The following is a 15841-nucleotide window of genomic DNA, read 5'->3' on the forward strand; positions in this document are numbered from 1 at the left end:
GTGCTGTCGAACAAAGGCAGCCCGACACCCCGACCTTTAGCATCAATTTGAAATTGAGCGGGGTTTGTCACTGTTTTGACAAATTCCTCCACATCAAAAACATAAACTTTGCCGCCAGCACCGCTTAAATTCGGATAGGAAGCGTAAAGGAATTTGCTATCACTTGAAAGCGCTAAGTCGGTAGCGAATCCATCTGGAATTGGTCTAGTTCCCGCCATTAATTGCGGATTTGTTAGCGGGTCTTTAATAATGCCGATGTTGCTGCCGGCTCGCGGGTCTCCATCTACGCTGGGTAGTTCTTGACCGAAAAATTTCGTGTCCGCATTGCGACCCACAACAAAGGCATAACTGGCATCCGGCAGTACCGTTACCGCGACTCCCTCATTTACATCAAAATAATCGTTAGCAGAACCCAGCCCTAAACTTGCATAGCGAGTAGTAGCAGCAAAACTTACCGGGTCATTATTAGTAATATCCAATACCCCAAATCCGTTGCTATCTTTGCCGCTGTTCGTGAAGGTCATGGCTAAGGGATTGACGGTGCTTGCTATTCCTTCTACTCCTTCATCGGCTGTGATACTTCCGATTAATTGATGCCACTTTTTGGGGTTCTGACTGGGGTCGCTGGGTCGGTCTTTGGGGTCGATGTTAACAACATAAATTTTGCTATTCGAGCCGTTTGGTGCAGTAACAAACAGCTTTTTGCTGTCGCTGCTAATGGCTATTTGTCGCAAACCGTTCGGGGCTGTACCGACTGGGATGGTTTGGGTGACTTGGTGATAGGTTGAGGAAAACGGGTTGATATCGAGAACGTAGATGGAGTTGCTGCCGATTTTTCCGTCTGCGATGTAAGCGTATTGGTCGCGGGGGTCTATGACTATGGATCGAGGTTCTGCACCGCTGGGCAAATTTATCGGGTTAATACCAGCGGTATTCGGCTGAGTGTCTACCTGTTGCCTGGTCATCGGATCGACTAAAGCAATGCGCCCAGAACGATCCATCGCTACATAAGCACGGCTGCCGTCACTGGTGAGTGTTAGTTCTCGCGGGCGATCGAGTATGTCATCCGTGCCTACAGAAACGCTGGCAATCGACAAGTCGCTGCTATTAGTAGCTGTGACGACTGATTCGGGATTTGCACCGTTAATAATTGCGATTTTATCTGTTGTCCACTGCGCGCCAAAGATGTATTCTGTATTGTTTTCTATTCGGTAAGGACTGCTATCGTATTTAACTTCTTTGGCTGGTTCTGAGGGATTTGGGCTAACTTTTTCGTTTTGCTTGCGGCTGATGACGATGCGCGATTCACCTAACGGTACGGTGTTGGGAACTTGAACGGCGATTTCAAATTGATTGTTTGCCAATTTGCGACTTTTGTCTGTCAAAACTGTTCCTTCGTAAGCTTGTCTGCCTACGAAAAATTTAACGGTTAAGTCGCTGAATCGGCTGCCTAACGGGTCGCTCAAGTTATCTACTAATACATTAGTACCCGTGATGAAGAGAACGGGTTGATTGTTGGGAAAAGATTGATTGTTGCTGTCTGTAAACTTAAGTTCGGCACTTTGGATGATGGGAGGTGCTTTGGGATTAGAAGCTGTTGGTGCGAGTTGGGATGCGCGTCTTTCGCCGATTAAAGCATCTTTGTCGTAATAGTCGAGATCCCTTTCACCTATAATTTCCCCAGTCAGAGCATCCAGTTCGCTATTTTTTGCGGGGGGGGGTAAAATCTGTGTTGGGAAAGCTCTGACTCAAACTGAGGGAGTTGGAAAAGCTGGCGATGTCTTCAGCGCTATTGTTGTCAGCGGCCCGAAGTGGAGCGAGTGTTTGTTCTGAGATGTTGCTGGCGTAAGCTTGACTATTGAGTAAGTTTTTGGTATCAATCTCGAATTCTGGGGCGAGGAAATTCTGAAACGGATCTTGAGAGTTAAAAGGTGAATCTTTAACAAGTTTCATGTTTAATTTCCGTAGATGCGAGTGAGCTGTTTGCTTGTGATAGTTTCAAACTAACTAATTGATGCGCTTCACCCTTCATTCAAGAAGAATGTGTGGATTCGGACTTAATCAAGTTTTTAGTGCGTGATTTTTAGTGAGCTGCCAAGCTTTTATTAAGAATAATGTTCCCGTATTTTCGGCAGCAAGTCAATCACGGAAATTACTGATATTTTCCGTCGGCTACTGGAAAACTGGCAGTGTCCGCAACAACTTAATAGCAGAGCATATGTGAAGGTTGCTGCGCTAGTTAGTTTGTTTGACTGATAAATTGTGATTGAATTGTTAAAATTTTACAGATTATTTATCAAAGTAATGTACGTTACTCAGCCAAAATACTTAGATTTTTGTAGGCTGGCATTTCAAGCCTACTTAAATTTACTGACTGGAAATTACGGAACAACGGGAGCATCTCTGTTTGGCTTTTATAGTGCGAGATATTCAATAGTTCGCACTGTAAAAAAAATGCTTTTTGCAAAAATGAAATGCTCCCTGTTGTTCCCTTGTTCATAATAAATGAAAGAATTGGCTGACACGTAAACATCCGAACGTTCTTGAAAGTAAAGTTTGACAGCTTCTACGCTGTAAGTCATGTAATCGCGCGTGATGTCGCTTTCAGCCATCGGCTCTCCGTCGCTGCTGGGATATTCAATTTCTAGTTGTTCGACTTGAGTTAAAATTGTCATTTTTCAATTTTCCTCAAAGTTATTAATTTAATGTCCGGTAAATAAGTTTGGTAGGGTGCGTCGCTGCGATATCTTGGATAAAACTTGCAGATTATAGATGGCGACGCACCTGACACGGGATATCGTAATATTGTGTGTATCACATATACATGAAATATGCTGTATAAACGGAGGACACGGCACTGCCGTGTCCCTACAATTAATGGGGTATGGCCACTCCAAAAGCCGTGTCCTCGGTATGATTCCGATGCAGCCGGAAACGATATAACATCTGTTTGAGAGTCTACAAATACAGACTATTTAAATTCTAATTAATCCCTCTGTCTAAAATAATCATTTCCGAACCAACAACCGGACTTCTAGCTATTAAATTGCCTTCCATATTCGCAATTTCTAACTTGCTGAAATCGAGTGAGTTAGCCTCCTTCCACATCTTCGTTGCTAGTTGATTTTGCTCAACTGCGCTGAGTTTGTACCAATCTTCAGCGACTTTTACTGTCAAAATGCTGCTGGCAAAATTAGCTTGAACAGACTCAACTAAACCGCCGCCCAGTCGATTCTTAATGTCAGTAACTTGATTTTGAATCGCAGCAATCAGAGACTGTTCGGGCGTCAGCGGTGGCGGTGGGATAATTTCTACTGGTTGCGGTTTTTCCGGCGCCACTAAATCGGGCAACTTGCTTTTGAAGTTAGTAGAGATTGGCTTAGATGGTACGATCGCCTCTGGGGATTTTGGCGTTCCCGATGCCATAAAATCACCAAAAGTTTGCGGCGACTGCTGCGCTGCTGGCAAAGGCACTTTTGCTAATTTCTCCGGCGGTTTGGCTGAGAAACTGTTGAAAGTTAAACCGACTACAACGATTAGAATTGCTGCTAGGGCGGCGTTTAAAATTGGATCGGACAGCTTCTGGTTCGTAGATGGTGGCAGTAGCGATCGCACTAGCCGCACAATACTTTTCCAAAGTACAGCGACTTTCTCTAAAAAACTCCCTTCCGGGCGTTGGGATACAGGCTTTTTCTCAACTTTTACAGCAACTTTTGGTGGCACGCTGTTAACTTCCACAGCAACAGCCGGAGGAGTTACTGTTGCTGAGTCAGAAGTGGTGGGTGCGATCGGCTTTTCTTGCTGCAACGAGGGTTCGGCTGGTACTTTTTTACCTTTTTTTCCCAAATTCCCGATCGAGGCCATCAAAGTTTTGATTCTCTGATTTTTGGGAACCGCGCTGCTGGCATTTTGAGTTTTGCTGCCAGTGGGGGCAGACTTTGGGGCCGAAGCAACCTCCGGTGTCGGAGATTGAGAGGGTTCTGGAGTTGGTTGGTTTAGTTGTTCTTCTGACATTTTCTCTGCCTTGGGGCGTTGCAAATATATGTAAACGAGATAAATTTTAATTGAGCCATCTCAACCTTAATTTATCATTTAACTTAGTTGTAACCGAATCAAAATGAGCATCAAACGTCGTCACTTTCTAATTTTAGGCAGTCTCAGCAGCTTAGGTTTTGCCGCCGTCTCGAAAATGTTTCAGCTTCGGAGTGCCGGGGGTACAGACGCCAACGCTGCTGTCCCTTCTAACGTTGAGGCAGAAAGGGCGATCGTCCCTTTACCGGCCTCACAGCCTATTTTACGCTTTATTTCGGTAGCCGACACCGGTACCGGGGCTGAAGGTCAGTATGCTGTGGCTGAGGCGATGACCCAATATCACCGGGAAAACCCTTTTAATGTTGCTGTTCTCGCCGGCGACAATATCTACAATAACGGCGAAATTGAAAAAATCAATGCTGTTTTCGAGCGACCTTATCAGCCATTATTACAGCAAGGTGTAAAATTTTATGCTTGTCTGGGAAATCACGATATCCGCACTGCTAACGGCGATCCGCAAGTTAAATATGCGGGTTTTAATATGCAAGGTCGCTACTATACTTTTCGGCGAGATCCAGTACAGTTTTTTGCTTTAGATACCAATCACAATGCGGATTGGAAAAATCAGCTTGTTTGGCTGGAAAAAGAGTTGAGTCAGAGCACCGCACCTTGGAAAGTTGTGTTCGGCCACCACCAGATTTATTCCTCTGGCGTCTACGGATTGAATCAACCTTTTATTAAGACTTTGACGCCTTTGTTTCAAAAGTACGGCGTGCAGCTTTATATCAACGGACACGAGCACAGTTACGAACGGACTCGATCGATTAACGGTACGACTTATTTAATTTGCGGTGCCGGCGGGGGCACCCGTGCGGTGGGGCGTTCTGAGTGGACGGAGTATTCTGCTAGCCGCCTGAGTTTTGCGACGTTTGATGTCTATGAAGACCGGATGTTTGTCAGTTCTATTGGTACTGACAAACGGGTTTTTGACAGGGGAGTGATCGAAGTGCGATCGGCTTAATTCAAATTATATTCAGGGGACAACAAAATGAATAGGGGTTTTAGAGCCAATAAAACTGGTTTTGTTTTAGAAACAACTGTAGAAGGTACGTTGAGAGGCCACGGATATCTCGAAATATGTCCCCAGTTGCCGAAAAAGCGCAAGCGAGATTGGCTCTTAAGCTCTACTGAAAATTCCAAGCGATATGCTAAACAGGTTTATATCGGAGCTAGCATTTATGAAACTGAAATAAATGTCGATTTTTATATTGTTGGTTGCGGTTTGTTTCCTCTGGGTCTAATTGTTGAGTGCAAGTGGCAAGAAGACAAAGGTTCAGTAGATGAGAAGTATCCTTACCTTAATTTAAATATTAAAAATTGTTATCGAGTTCCTACTATTGTTATAGTGGGTGGTGATGGTATGAGACAAGGTTCGATCGACTGGTTTAAAAAACAAATTCCTGACAATGACAATCTGTTGGCAGTTCACAAGCTCGAAGGTTTTATTACCTGGGCTAACAAATATCTGTAACAGGAATTATGGAACTTTGCCTCGTGTGGGGAAACTACGTATTGCTCCTACAAAATATGCTTAGGAGTGCGAATTAAATAATTTACACTCTTGAAAGTGGGAAGTAGGGGTTGGGCTTATAGCCCATCCTTTCTGGACGGGCTTTCAGGCCCATCCCACAAGAACCATCACGCATTCTAAGTTATTTAATTCTCATTCCTTAATTAGAGACTTTCCTTAAGGAAGATTTAAAATAAACGTATTAATACTTCTTTGATTTTGCCACGCTTAAAACTATTAGAATTAATTCCCCTAGATGCTGATATTTCAATGAGTTTTGGCAGAGATTGATTGGGGAAAATTTGAGTATCGCGGTAGATTTTTTCGATAAAATCGCAGTTAGAATTAGACAGCATAACTTTCACGCCTCGTTCTGCAAGTTCTGCAAAAATATCTCTCAGTTTAATCTGTTCCGATTCTTTAAAATTATCCCGGCTGTAAGTCGTGAAGTTACTGGTGGCACTGATTGGATAATAAGGCGGGTCAAAATAAACAAAGTCTTCGCTGCTGGTAGCAAAATCCAAAATTTCATCGAATTTTCTGACTTCAATTTGAGCGGGCGCGAGTAAAGATGAGACCGATCGCAGTAAATCTGCTTGACAAATGTTAGGATTTTTGTATCGACCTATGGGAACATTAAATTCACCTTTTGAGTTTTCTCTGTAGAGGCCGTTGTAACAAGTTTTATTTAGGTAAATCAGGCGTGCTGCTTTTTCTGTATCTGTTTTGTAGGAGCGCGATCGCACCGAGTAATAATAATCTTTATTGTTCTTGCTGTGTTCTGACTGATGCTCCTCTAAAAGGAGAATCAGCTCCTCAACTTTATCCCTGACACAGCGATAAGCATTAATCAACTCAGGATTAATATCTGTTAAAACAGCTTGCAAACCAGGGTGCTGCTGTGCTAAGTAAAAAAATACAGCTCCGCCACCCAAAAAAGGCTCGTAGTAAGTTGTGAACTTTTCAGGAAAATAAGGTTGATATTGTCCAATCAACCGAGTTTTGCCTCCTGCCCATTTCAGAAAGGGACGTGGCAAGACGAAAGAAGGTGCGGCAGCAGACATTTATCTAGAAATAACGGCCCTATAATATTTATCACAACTAGAACTCAATAGACATACTTCTGAAGTTGTTACCGGAGGTGGCGTGGCATTAAACAGAGAGTGCTGGAGCCATCGGCGAAAAGTTTTCGTTAGAATTATATATGTCAGCCTCACCGGCAAAAATGCCCGATCGCCCGATCGGCAGATTTAGCTCCGGCTGTGCCAAAATTGTCTAACTCGCTCACAAGTGTTACCAGTCAAAGATCGTGCTGTGACACTTTACCCCACCAAGCTCATGCAAGATTTTATTAATAACGTCTCTCGCTACCCGCGCTTTTTCATTACGATATGTCTGGGAATTTTCTTTTTCCTGTTCGAGCGACTCAAACCCCTGCTCGATCGACCGGCAACTGCGATCGCCCTGATTAGTTCGATTGTAGCGACTTTTGTCTTTCTAACTTTTACACTGCGGGCTATGTTAGGCCTGAGTTCGGTTTAAAGCCTGCGCTTGAACGCAAACATCAAGGGCAAATTCAGTTAACACACTAACTCCCAAAGTAACTGCCAACTCTTGCAGGCGATCGCACACTTGATAATAGTCGCTGCGATAGATTGGAAGAGGAAGTTAGTCAGCAGCGTTACGTCAGCGCTGCTCAACCAAGGCGCAGGCAAACATTACCGAAGTGCAGGACAAGCGTTTGGGGCTATCAACATTCACTGGGGAAATACTGCACCTCTGTTTCCCCGGTATCCCACTTAATCATTAGGAAGCGGCACACCCCGCCCCGCTTTCCTCTCCCGTTAACCTGACGGTATCACGAGAGTTTCCAGCGGACAAGACAGATGAAGTTTGAACATATCTATCAATTTTTTCAAGACCCCCCTCCTGTTTATCTAAACAAGGAACTAGCGGTGTGTTACATTCTCTCCGTGTTATTGCGCGGAGATTCCTACGGTACAGAACTGATTGGCCAACTAGAGAGGGAATTCCCCATCTACCGACTTTCTGATACCGTTCTCTACAGCGCTCTGAAATTCCTCGAAGATGAAGCCGTAATCACCGGTTACTGGAAAAAAGTAGAAGGACGAGGCCGCCCCCGCCGGATGTATCAAATCCTCCCTGAGTGGCGGCACCAAGCTCAAGACCTCGCTCGTCTCTGGCACGATTACATTGGTCAGGGAAACGGCGCGTCAGAGCGTCGTTCCCGCGCCTTAGAAACCGGTCACATGGGTTAACCGAGTTTGAATCGGATGCCTAAACCCTGGAGATGCTGGCGCTACTTGCAAAGCGATTTGCCTGATTGCCTTCGCTTTGCTCGATCGCCGCACAGCGATTCAAGCATCTACACGGCGCGTCAGGACTTACGCATTGTCACTTGAGAATTAGGGATGATGGGGAGATAGGGGAATTGGGTGATGGAGAGAAAAACGCCTTGCAGAAGAAGCTTTCTGCGAATCTTGGTAAAAAAGTGTCTGCGTAAGTCCTCGATCGCTTTTTTATGTAAAGTTCTGTAAAGTAATAGTAGATAATTTCAATTACACAAACTTCTACCGATGGATACTGCTGTTCTTCCTTCTACCTTTGTGCTGACGCTACTGTTGGCTGTTGGCTTGTTTTTCTTCATCAAGGCTTCAGTCAAAGATCGAATCGAACAAGTCAAGCTGGCTTCCGAGAGCGCCCAAGAGTCACTGTTAACCGACTTACAACAGTATTTTGCCCAGAGAGCTTACCGAGTTGCAGCCGTCGATGCCCCCAACTATAAAGTCACGTTTGAGGGTTTTGTGCGGCCGAGTTGGTTTCTAGCTATTTTTCTAACTCTGCTGAGTGCAGGTGGCACTCTGTGCTTGGGACTGGTTTTGGGAATGCTAGTTCCTCAGCAGGGTCAAATTTTCCTAGCTTTGGTACTGCTGTCTCCGCTGGCGGGGATATTTTACTGGAAAAAAGCTGGACGCTCTGAGCAAGTCTCGCTCAAACTCGAATCAGTTGCTGAGTCTGGAAGCCAAACCAAGAGCTTTGTTACTGTCAGAGCTCACCGCGATGAACTAGCAGCCATGCAAAAAGCTTTAGATTTGAAACCGATCGATTATAAAGTTTGACGCGGAACGTTTTTTGATATGCTAGATGCCGTAGTTAGACTTCTAGCTGACAAACAGATGACTCAAGAGCGGATCTCTCGTTGATAAACCAGTGGCTGTTTTTTTGATCGACAAATTCGATCGACAAATTCGATCGACCAAACAGTCAATCAAAAAAAACCATTATCGTGAAAGTGCCAATTGTGGCGATCGCCCTTGGGCTGCGATCGCGCCTGTTGCGATGGCTCCTTATACCCTAATTTCTAAGGACTTTTCGCAGAAATTTCAGTTGGCACTCTCCAGACAATGAGAACTCTCGCGCTTTTGTTAAAAAACTTAGAAAAACATTGCTGTCAATGTTTTGAGCTAAACATTTTGAGCTATGCGCGACTGGCTGACACCACAGGAATTTTTTCTGTGGTAGCTTCCAACATCACCTTTAAGCTGGGAAACAAGAAATGGTTCTCTTCTACGTATTGGGCTCCAAATAAACCTTTTTCAGCCCAGAAGTATCTGTCAGTGGTATGCTCGTTACGCTTGACTAACAGCAAAGCTGGGGGAGCAATGCCTTCTGCATGGATGAACTTGCGAGCCGCTGTTACGGGTTTATCTTCGCCGCTCTCGATGCTATATTGAGGCACACACTCTAAAATTCTGCGTCCTTCTTGTCGGCGGCGACTCTTGCGTTTGCGTCTCCTGGCCAATTTCTTTACCTCCTCTGTGAGCAGACAGTATGAGCAGACAGGTTGTAATGATAGCTACCAAATCCGAGGCCAGTATATCCGTTCTAGCTCAAAATTTCAACTGTTTTTAATATATCGACATAATCTTAACATTCGTGCCGATCGACAAAAGTGTAGCGGTTGTGATATGGTTGGCCCCAAGTTCGGGCAATATCAAAGCTTGGGGATCGGTGGAAGCTGCGCGGACGGGGATGCGGGGCAATTTGGGTTCATGAAAGCCCCATGCCTTCAACATAGCTGCCTTCTATCAAAGGGAATAAATCTGAAATCGAGAAGTCTCTCATCAGTAATCGGCAGCCGATCATTTGTAATTTACTTAGAATTCCGTTAGATATCTTAATGTGGCGCTCATGTTAATGCCAGCGAGTTCAGAATTTGTCAAACTTTGCCGTTCGCAGGTGGCCATCGCCGTTAGTTTGGGAGCGAAATTCAGCGCGGTATACCTGACACAAGAGTTGGTAGAAGGCAGCGAAGCAAAGTTGGTGCCGATCGCAGTTTACCCAGAAACCTCAGCCGAATTGGAAGAAAATCAGGGGTTGAGGTTGCAATCTTCCGAAAGCTCGACAGTGAAACCGGTACCGCGACTGCTGGCGCCGCCTGTTGGGCCTGTGGAAGAATCAACGGTAGGGGCGATCGCACCCGATCGACTTCCGGGTAAGGAGCGCACTTCCCATCAGTGCCAAGGCCCGGAGAATTTGTGGCAGCAGCGGATGCAAATTGTGACGCCTCTGATACACGAGGGAGCTGTAATGGGACTCCTAGTCAGCGGTCGGCAAGACAGGCCTTGGAACGAGCGAGAGGAGGCTCAAATACAACAAATTGCTCGCACCTTAGCCCTAGCCTGCATTTTAGACCAGCGATCGCAGTGGATGCAGCAGGAATTGGGTTCGGCCCGGCAAATCCAGGCTCAGGTTTACGACACGATGCACAATTTGCTGCACCAGTTTAAAAGTCCGCTGACAGCGTTGCGAACTTTTGGCAAGCTGTTAGCGCGGCGGCTGGTACCGGAAGATAAAAACCGCAATGTGGCTTTTAGTATTGTCCGTGAGAGCGATCGGCTGCAAGAGTTGCTCGGCCAGTTCGATCGAACTGTTGACACCGGCGAAGCACATCTAAAACTGCGATCGGGCACTTCAGAAAAAGCAATGTCCAATGTCGAATCAATCCGGCATTCTCCTCTGTCGCTGTCACCTGCAGCCAATTTGCAGGAATCCTGTTTTGTTACAGAAGTCTTAAAACCGCTGTTAATTTCCGCCGAGGCGATCGCATCTGAAAGGAATCTGAAATTGGTAGCCGACATGGAGGCGGATTTGCCACCAGTCTGGGCGAACGATCGAGCTTTGCGCGAAGTTTTGAGCAATTTAATTGACAATGCTTTGAAATATACCCCTGCCGGCCGCCAAATTTATATTAAAGTCAGGTACAAAGCAGCAGATGGCGATCGGGCAGGATACAGCCAATTGCCTGCCATAGCAGTTGCCGTCAGCGACACAGGTTCCGGCATTCCTCCCCAGGATTTAGAGCATTTATTTGAGCGGCACTACCGGGGAGAAAAAGCGCAGACAGAAATTCCGGGTACAGGATTAGGTTTGGCGATCGCCCGCGATTTAGTCCGCCAAATGCAAGGAGAAATAGAAGTATTTTCCCCAGTCAATCCTGAATGGCTGCCATCGGCGGAAACTCATTTATATCCAACCGCTCTCGGCACTACATTTGTGGTTTGGCTGCCGGTGAATAAGTAACGAACTCTATTGCTTAGAGACATTTTTTATGAAGCATCTACCTTTATTCGATAAAATTCCCAATTTTTCAACTTCTTTAGAAGTTTTCAAAAAACACTTTTTTCGTGTACGGTTTTTAGCTGCTTTTAACATTCTGACTCTTCTGATTTTGTGCGCGCTGAGCATATACGCCAAACTCAACAACCAGGGAGACGGAGTTGAACGCCTGTTTAGCGATCCTTTTAATTTCTGGTTCCCTTACGAAGGCATTCTCACCGGAGTTTCCGAAGTCCTATGGTGCACCCCAGTCGCAATTTGTGCATTTACTTTCGGAGTGCTGCGCCAAAAAGAGCCGCGGAGTCGATCGGGGATATTCTTATTTTTTAGTGCTTTACTGCTGGGAGTCTTTTTCCTAGATGACAGGTTTCGGATGACTTTGATTATTTCTCGGTTGGGAATATCTAAGAAATTAATTTATTTGTGTTATGGTAGTGCAGTTTTCCTTTACGGAGTTAAGTTTTGGCGATACATCAAAACCACTCCTTACCTGCCATTAGTCGCAGCATTCCTATTGTTGGCTATCTCGCGGTTTGCGGATCCTTTACACTTGCGAAATCAAGGATTACACGCGATGTTAGAAGATGGCACTAAATTATTAGCTCTTCTGAATTTAGCCCTGTATTTTTGGTACGTCTGTCATCATGAAGTTTGGCGGCATTTCCAGCAAAGCGAAAAGCGTTGATCTCCTCCATGATATTACAAAAAAAGCCGTTGCTGAATTAGGGTATCACTAAGGAATGAGAATTAAATAACTTCCACTCTTGAAAGTGGGATGGGCTCTTATAGCCCGTCCAAAAAGGACGGGCTATAAGAGCCCATACCACAATAAAAATTAAAATTGTCAGTTATTTAATTCGCGATCCTAAGCAACGCCGGCGATCGCATAAAAGCCAAATAATTTCTTTAATTTTGATATGGCATGGGAAAATTAGCAAATTTTAGATAGTAAATTAATAATCGAAGATAATATCTGCTAAACTTGTCGTCTGATTTAGAATAACAAAAAGTTTTTCGTTTCAAACGAGCTATCAGGATGTATTAATCTTGTATTTTCGCGCTCAACTCTTGTCCTATATATACAGCATATTTCATGTAGATGTATATCGCGATCGACCGGGTTTCGAGCAACAAAATAAGTAATGATGCGAGAGATATAAAGAAACCCGGTTTCTGGGGTGCAGCTTTAGACACCGCAATGCCATTCCCTTACGGGGATTGAGCCATCGGGGGTTTACTTCATAAACCTGTAATCTGCTCTAAGTTATACCAATTCTCCACAATCTTGCAACAGTTATAAGTTTGTGGTTTGTTTCCTGAAACACTGTAAGCTGTTCTCCATTTAAATTGTGTGTCAAAAATCACTCAAATTCTTGTGGGATGGGCAGGCGAGTCCGTCCCGAATATGCAATTTTAACGCGCAACAGCTTATGCACCGGTGCGGATCTGTGAGATAGTCGCTTTTTTTGATAACTTTTCTAGGGCGACGCACCCGGAGCGCTACTGTTGCATGATTTTTTAGAATTAGTATTAGAAGAATGTGGCTAAAGCCGCAGCGCCTATCCCGAACCCAGAAGGGGGGAACTTGCTGCGGGGAAAAATCCTGTCATAATTCCGATTAATGAGCAATTACCCTATTCTCAGGCAACTGAAAAACGGTATACAATCAATTCAGCCCGATGAGTTTTCTAGGCATCCGCTACGGTGGCGATCTTAGTGGATCTACAGATAGTCGGCAGATCAATAATAAACTGCGTTCCCTGCTCTGGCGTAGAAATACACTCCAATTGACCGCAGTGTTTTTCTATCAGAATTTTTCTGCTGATGGACAATCCCATGCCTGTACCTTTTCCTATGGGCTTAGTAGTAAAAAAGGGAGTGAAAAGTTTAGCACGAACTGTTTCGGTCATGCCCACACCATTATCAGAAATTGTTACCAGGATGTGGGAAGCCGAGCTAATGTTGTCAGGCGAATTGCCGGGTACAACTTCAGTCCGAATCAAAATCTGGGGGTGAAAAACTGCACCATCTTCTCTACTTAGCCGCTCTTCTAAAGCATCTATAGCATTCGCTAAAAGGTTCATAAACACCTGATTGAGCTGACCGGCATAACAGTTCACAAGCGGCAATACGCCATAGTCTTTTATCACATTGATAGCAGGGCGATCGGACTTAGCCTTTAGTCGGTGCTGTAAGATCATCAAAGTGCTATTAATGCCTTCGTGGATATCTACTGATTTAATTTCAGTTTCATCCAACCGAGAAAAATTGCGTAGAGAGTGAACAATATTGCGAATGCGTTCGATCCCTAACTGCATGGAAGAAAGCAATTTTGGTAAATCATCTATGATAAATGGCAACTCTGCATCTTCTATTTCATGGACAATTTCTGCTTCAGGTTGCGGGTAATACCTTTGGTAAAGATTCAACATATTAATGAGTTCTTTAATATAGTCGTTGGCGTGGGACAGATTGCCGTAAATAAAGTTAACCGGATTGTTGATTTCATGAGCGACACCTGCAACTAATTGACCGAGACTAGACATTTTTTCACTTTGAACTAGCTGGAGTTGTGTTTCTTGGAGTTGTTTGACAAAATGATCTAAAGCAACAGATTTTTGGTGTTCTTTTTCTTCACTGAGACGGAGTGCTTTCTCTACTTGTTCGCGTCGCTCTATTTCAGCCTGCAAACTCTGACTCAGAGAAAAACTTCTCAAAGCTGTTAGGATCGTAGTGTATAGCTTTGATGTCGTTAATTCAGTTTTAGTTTTATAGTCATTAATATCGTAATTGATAATAATGCTTTTTTCCGGTACTTGTCCGGGTTGACCCGTGCGTAAAATAATTCGCACTAACTGATTGCCTAAAACTTCTCGGACATATTTAACAAAGTTTAAGCCAGCATCATCTGTTTCCATAATTACATCTAGTAAGATGATGGCAACATCAGGATTTTCTTGGATTAGCTGTCTAGCTTCACGAGCTGAGTAAGCATTAATGAAGGTTAAAGATTTATTTTCAAAGACAAACTTCCTGAGTGATATTTCGGTAGCGGTGTGAACTTGAGCCTCATCATCTACAACTAAAATTTTCCAGCTTTCACTCAGTTTTTCTTCTGTTGTTTCATCTGCAAACAATATCTCGTCATCCGAGTCGATCGCTTCGGCAAAGTATACTGTTTCTGGAGATGGTTGAGTTAAGAAATCGTCAAAATCACTTTTCATTGCTGTACACCTTTATTTTTTACTAATGTGTAGGTTTGAAGTTAGAAAACCTGTTAAGCTAAGCAAAAGGCAGAAGGGAGAAGATTTACACAGCAACCTTTTCAGTCATCCTTATTTTACTTCTAATTAGGTGGACTTACTTAGTTATCTTGGCCAGGAAATCGGAATTAGAACTCTACATTGGTGAATCAATTTGCATCGGTAATTTAATAATAAACTTGGTGCCTCTTCCCACCTCACTTAGACATTCAATTTCACCTTTTAGTTTTTGGGTGACTAAATTGTAGACAATATGTAACCCTAAACCACTGCCACCTTGACCACGCTTAGTGGTAAAAAATGGCTCAAAAATTTTACTTAAGTTTTCTGGGGGAATACCTTTACCTTCATCGGCGTATTCAAACCTTAGCCGATTACCTTCTTGCTCCCAATCAAAGATTAGTTCCCCAGAAATCCCTGGTTCGTAGGCATGAATCAGAGAATTGATTAGCAAGTTTGTCACAACTTGGGACAAGGCTCCTGGATAAGAATCTATAGCAATTTTGCTATCTCCCTTAATTTTAAGCGAATGTTGGCTATTTTTCAACTTTGGTTTTAATTGTAATAAAATTTCATCAAGATAAGGTCTGATCTGGAAAGTACGTCGTTCTTCGCTAGAGCGATCGACTGCTACTTGCTTAAAGCTTTGAATCAAGGCTGCTGCCCGCTCTAGGTTAATTAGAAGTGCCTTACTGCTTTGGGTAGCAATATCGACAAATTCTTCTAAATCCGATCGCTTCATTTTGCCACTTTTATAAATAGATGCAAATTCTGTGGTATTTTCTGCCAAAGCTGAAGCAACCGTGACACCAACTCCGATGGGAGTATTAATTTCGTGGGCAACACCAGCAACTAATCCTCCCAGAGATGCCATTTTTTCAGATTCGACTAGCTGTGTTTGGGTGGCTTTTAAAGCCTCTAGGGTGTTCGATAATTGTTGAGTACGATCGCTCACTAATTGCTCTAAGTTTTGATTAAACTCCTGTAAATTTTTGTAAAGCTGAGCATTTTCAATGGAAATAGCAATTTGGGCAGATAAAAGTTTTAACAATTCTAGGCGATCCGTAGTAAAAGCCCCTTCAGTCAGGTTATTTTCCAAATAAAGAAGGCCAGTCAACTTACCTTGGTGCAGCAGAGGAGTGCAAAGAATAGACTTCGGTTGAGTAGCTGCAATATAAGGATCGCGGGTAAATTGTCCCTCTTGAGCCGCATTATTTAACACCACATTTTCCTGAGTACGAATCACATAATTGGCGATCGCACAAGCCAGCAAAGGAGTTCCCCCAGAAGCTGCTATCGGATTGAGAGGAAGCGATTGCAGCACACTAACCTCATC

17 protein-coding genes and 2 pseudogenes are annotated in these 15841 nt (G+C 43.9%); 9 read left to right on the forward strand and 10 right to left on the reverse strand.

Annotated features, from left to right (window positions below; translation table 11 throughout):
- From QT973_RS25965 to QT973_RS25980, 4 genes and pseudogenes are all read right to left on the reverse strand, one after another.
- Positions 1–1466 (reverse strand): annotated as a pseudogene (locus QT973_RS25965) (YncE family protein); the annotation flags it as partial.
- Between the two features lie 235 nt (positions 1467–1701).
- Complete coding sequence (locus tag QT973_RS25970; protein WP_333058434.1) at positions 1702–1953, reverse strand: hypothetical protein; 252 nt, start codon at positions 1951–1953, stop codon at positions 1702–1704.
- 461 nt (positions 1954–2414) lie between these two features.
- Positions 2415–2675 (reverse strand): hypothetical protein, encoded by a 261-nt coding sequence (locus tag QT973_RS25975; RefSeq protein ID WP_333058436.1) that lies wholly within the window; start codon positions 2673–2675, stop codon positions 2415–2417.
- A 307-nt stretch (positions 2676–2982) separates the two neighbouring features.
- Complete coding sequence (locus QT973_RS25980) at positions 2983–4014, reverse strand: hypothetical protein (RefSeq protein WP_333058437.1); 1032 nt, start codon at positions 4012–4014, stop codon at positions 2983–2985.
- Between the two features lie 103 nt (positions 4015–4117).
- Here QT973_RS25980 and QT973_RS25985 point away from each other — a divergent pair, with 103 nt between their 5' ends.
- Complete coding sequence (locus tag QT973_RS25985) at positions 4118–5053, forward strand: metallophosphoesterase (RefSeq protein ID WP_333058438.1); 936 nt, start codon at positions 4118–4120, stop codon at positions 5051–5053.
- 27 nt (positions 5054–5080) lie between these two features.
- On the forward strand, positions 5081–5563 hold the full coding sequence (locus QT973_RS25990) for a PD-(D/E)XK nuclease superfamily protein (RefSeq protein WP_333058439.1): 483 nt from the start codon (positions 5081–5083) through the stop codon (positions 5561–5563).
- A gap of 227 nt (positions 5564–5790) precedes the next feature.
- Here QT973_RS25990 and QT973_RS25995 read toward each other — a convergent pair whose 3' ends face one another.
- Positions 5791–6666, reverse strand: coding sequence for a DNA adenine methylase (locus tag QT973_RS25995; RefSeq protein WP_333212703.1), 876 nt, complete (start codon positions 6664–6666; stop codon positions 5791–5793).
- A 274-nt stretch (positions 6667–6940) separates the two neighbouring features.
- Between QT973_RS25995 and QT973_RS26000 the strand changes: the two genes are divergently transcribed.
- The 5 genes from QT973_RS26000 (at position 6941) to QT973_RS26020 (ending at position 9031) form a co-directional block, all read left to right on the forward strand.
- Positions 6941–7144 carry a DUF751 family protein gene (locus tag QT973_RS26000; protein ID WP_190657763.1) on the forward strand — a complete coding sequence of 68 codons (204 nt, stop codon included), beginning with the start codon at positions 6941–6943 and terminating at the stop codon, positions 7142–7144.
- A gap of 90 nt (positions 7145–7234) precedes the next feature.
- Positions 7235–7405 (forward strand): hypothetical protein, encoded by a 171-nt coding sequence (locus tag QT973_RS26005; protein WP_333058441.1) that lies wholly within the window; start codon positions 7235–7237, stop codon positions 7403–7405.
- 83 nt (positions 7406–7488) lie between these two features.
- A complete protein-coding gene (locus QT973_RS26010; protein WP_333058442.1) occupies positions 7489–7881 on the forward strand; it encodes a PadR family transcriptional regulator in 393 nt (130 codons plus the stop codon).
- Positions 7882–8199: 318 nt separating this feature from the next.
- The gene (locus QT973_RS26015; protein ID WP_333264297.1) at positions 8200–8742 is read left to right on the forward strand and encodes a cofactor assembly of complex C subunit B; all 543 of its coding nucleotides are present in this window, start codon (positions 8200–8202) and stop codon (positions 8740–8742) included.
- Positions 8743–8833: 91 nt separating this feature from the next.
- Positions 8834–9031 carry a hypothetical protein gene (locus QT973_RS26020; RefSeq protein WP_333250971.1) on the forward strand — a complete coding sequence of 66 codons (198 nt, stop codon included), beginning with the start codon at positions 8834–8836 and terminating at the stop codon, positions 9029–9031.
- A gap of 70 nt (positions 9032–9101) precedes the next feature.
- Here QT973_RS26020 and QT973_RS26025 read toward each other — a convergent pair whose 3' ends face one another.
- Both QT973_RS26025 and QT973_RS26030 read right to left on the reverse strand, forming a co-directional pair.
- Positions 9102–9425 (reverse strand): DUF3155 domain-containing protein, encoded by a 324-nt coding sequence (locus QT973_RS26025; RefSeq protein ID WP_006635576.1) that lies wholly within the window; start codon positions 9423–9425, stop codon positions 9102–9104.
- Between the two features lie 106 nt (positions 9426–9531).
- Positions 9532–9699, reverse strand: a complete 168-nt coding sequence (locus QT973_RS26030) for a hypothetical protein (protein ID WP_333058444.1) — start codon at positions 9697–9699, stop codon at positions 9532–9534.
- A gap of 121 nt (positions 9700–9820) precedes the next feature.
- On the opposite strand from QT973_RS26030, the gene QT973_RS26035 reads away from it, so the two are divergent.
- Both QT973_RS26035 and QT973_RS26040 read left to right on the forward strand, forming a co-directional pair.
- A complete protein-coding gene (locus QT973_RS26035) occupies positions 9821–11206 on the forward strand; it encodes a HAMP domain-containing sensor histidine kinase (RefSeq protein ID WP_333058445.1) in 1386 nt (461 codons plus the stop codon).
- 28 nt (positions 11207–11234) lie between these two features.
- Positions 11235–11927 (forward strand): hypothetical protein, encoded by a 693-nt coding sequence (locus QT973_RS26040; RefSeq protein WP_333058446.1) that lies wholly within the window; start codon positions 11235–11237, stop codon positions 11925–11927.
- A 221-nt stretch (positions 11928–12148) separates the two neighbouring features.
- On the opposite strand, the pseudogene QT973_RS26045 reads toward QT973_RS26040, so the two are convergent.
- The 3 genes and pseudogenes from QT973_RS26045 to QT973_RS26055 form a co-directional block, all read right to left on the reverse strand.
- Positions 12149–12320 (reverse strand): annotated as a pseudogene (locus QT973_RS26045) (IS1 family transposase); the annotation flags it as partial.
- A gap of 610 nt (positions 12321–12930) precedes the next feature.
- Positions 12931–14466: an ATP-binding protein gene (locus QT973_RS26050; protein ID WP_333212712.1), complete on the reverse strand. Its 1536-nt coding sequence runs from the start codon at positions 14464–14466 to the stop codon at positions 12931–12933.
- 175 nt (positions 14467–14641) lie between these two features.
- The coding region (locus QT973_RS26055) for a GAF domain-containing sensor histidine kinase (protein ID WP_333392504.1) at positions 14642–15841 on the reverse strand (1200 nt) is incomplete at its 5' end.

Source organism: Microcoleus sp. Z1_A1 (genome assembly GCF_036700305.1).
GTDB lineage: Bacteria > Cyanobacteriota > Cyanobacteriia > Cyanobacteriales > Microcoleaceae > Microcoleus.

What these genes read in the sequence shown, in the direction of transcription:
- QT973_RS26000 (WP_190657763.1), top strand. Translation starts at nt 6,941, where the DNA reads ATGCAAGATTTTATTAATAACGTCTCTCGCTACCCGCGCTTTTTCATT.
- QT973_RS26030 (WP_333058444.1), bottom strand. Translation starts at nt 9,699, where the DNA reads ATGTTGAAGGCATGGGGCTTTCATGAACCCAAATTGCCCCGCATCCCC.
- QT973_RS26015 (WP_333264297.1), top strand. Translation starts at nt 8,200, where the DNA reads ATGGATACTGCTGTTCTTCCTTCTACCTTTGTGCTGACGCTACTGTTG.
- QT973_RS26040 (WP_333058446.1), top strand. Translation starts at nt 11,235, where the DNA reads ATGAAGCATCTACCTTTATTCGATAAAATTCCCAATTTTTCAACTTCT.
- QT973_RS25995 (WP_333212703.1), bottom strand. Translation starts at nt 6,666, where the DNA reads ATGTCTGCTGCCGCACCTTCTTTCGTCTTGCCACGTCCCTTTCTGAAA.
- QT973_RS25980 (WP_333058437.1), bottom strand. Translation starts at nt 4,014, where the DNA reads ATGTCAGAAGAACAACTAAACCAACCAACTCCAGAACCCTCTCAATCT.
- QT973_RS26010 (WP_333058442.1), top strand. Translation starts at nt 7,489, where the DNA reads ATGAAGTTTGAACATATCTATCAATTTTTTCAAGACCCCCCTCCTGTT.
- QT973_RS25990 (WP_333058439.1), top strand. Translation starts at nt 5,081, where the DNA reads ATGAATAGGGGTTTTAGAGCCAATAAAACTGGTTTTGTTTTAGAAACA.
- QT973_RS26050 (WP_333212712.1), bottom strand. Translation starts at nt 14,466, where the DNA reads ATGAAAAGTGATTTTGACGATTTCTTAACTCAACCATCTCCAGAAACA.
- QT973_RS25975 (WP_333058436.1), bottom strand. Translation starts at nt 2,675, where the DNA reads ATGACAATTTTAACTCAAGTCGAACAACTAGAAATTGAATATCCCAGC.
- QT973_RS25985 (WP_333058438.1), top strand. Translation starts at nt 4,118, where the DNA reads ATGAGCATCAAACGTCGTCACTTTCTAATTTTAGGCAGTCTCAGCAGC.
- QT973_RS26035 (WP_333058445.1), top strand. Translation starts at nt 9,821, where the DNA reads ATGCCAGCGAGTTCAGAATTTGTCAAACTTTGCCGTTCGCAGGTGGCC.
- QT973_RS25970 (WP_333058434.1), bottom strand. Translation starts at nt 1,953, where the DNA reads ATGAAACTTGTTAAAGATTCACCTTTTAACTCTCAAGATCCGTTTCAG.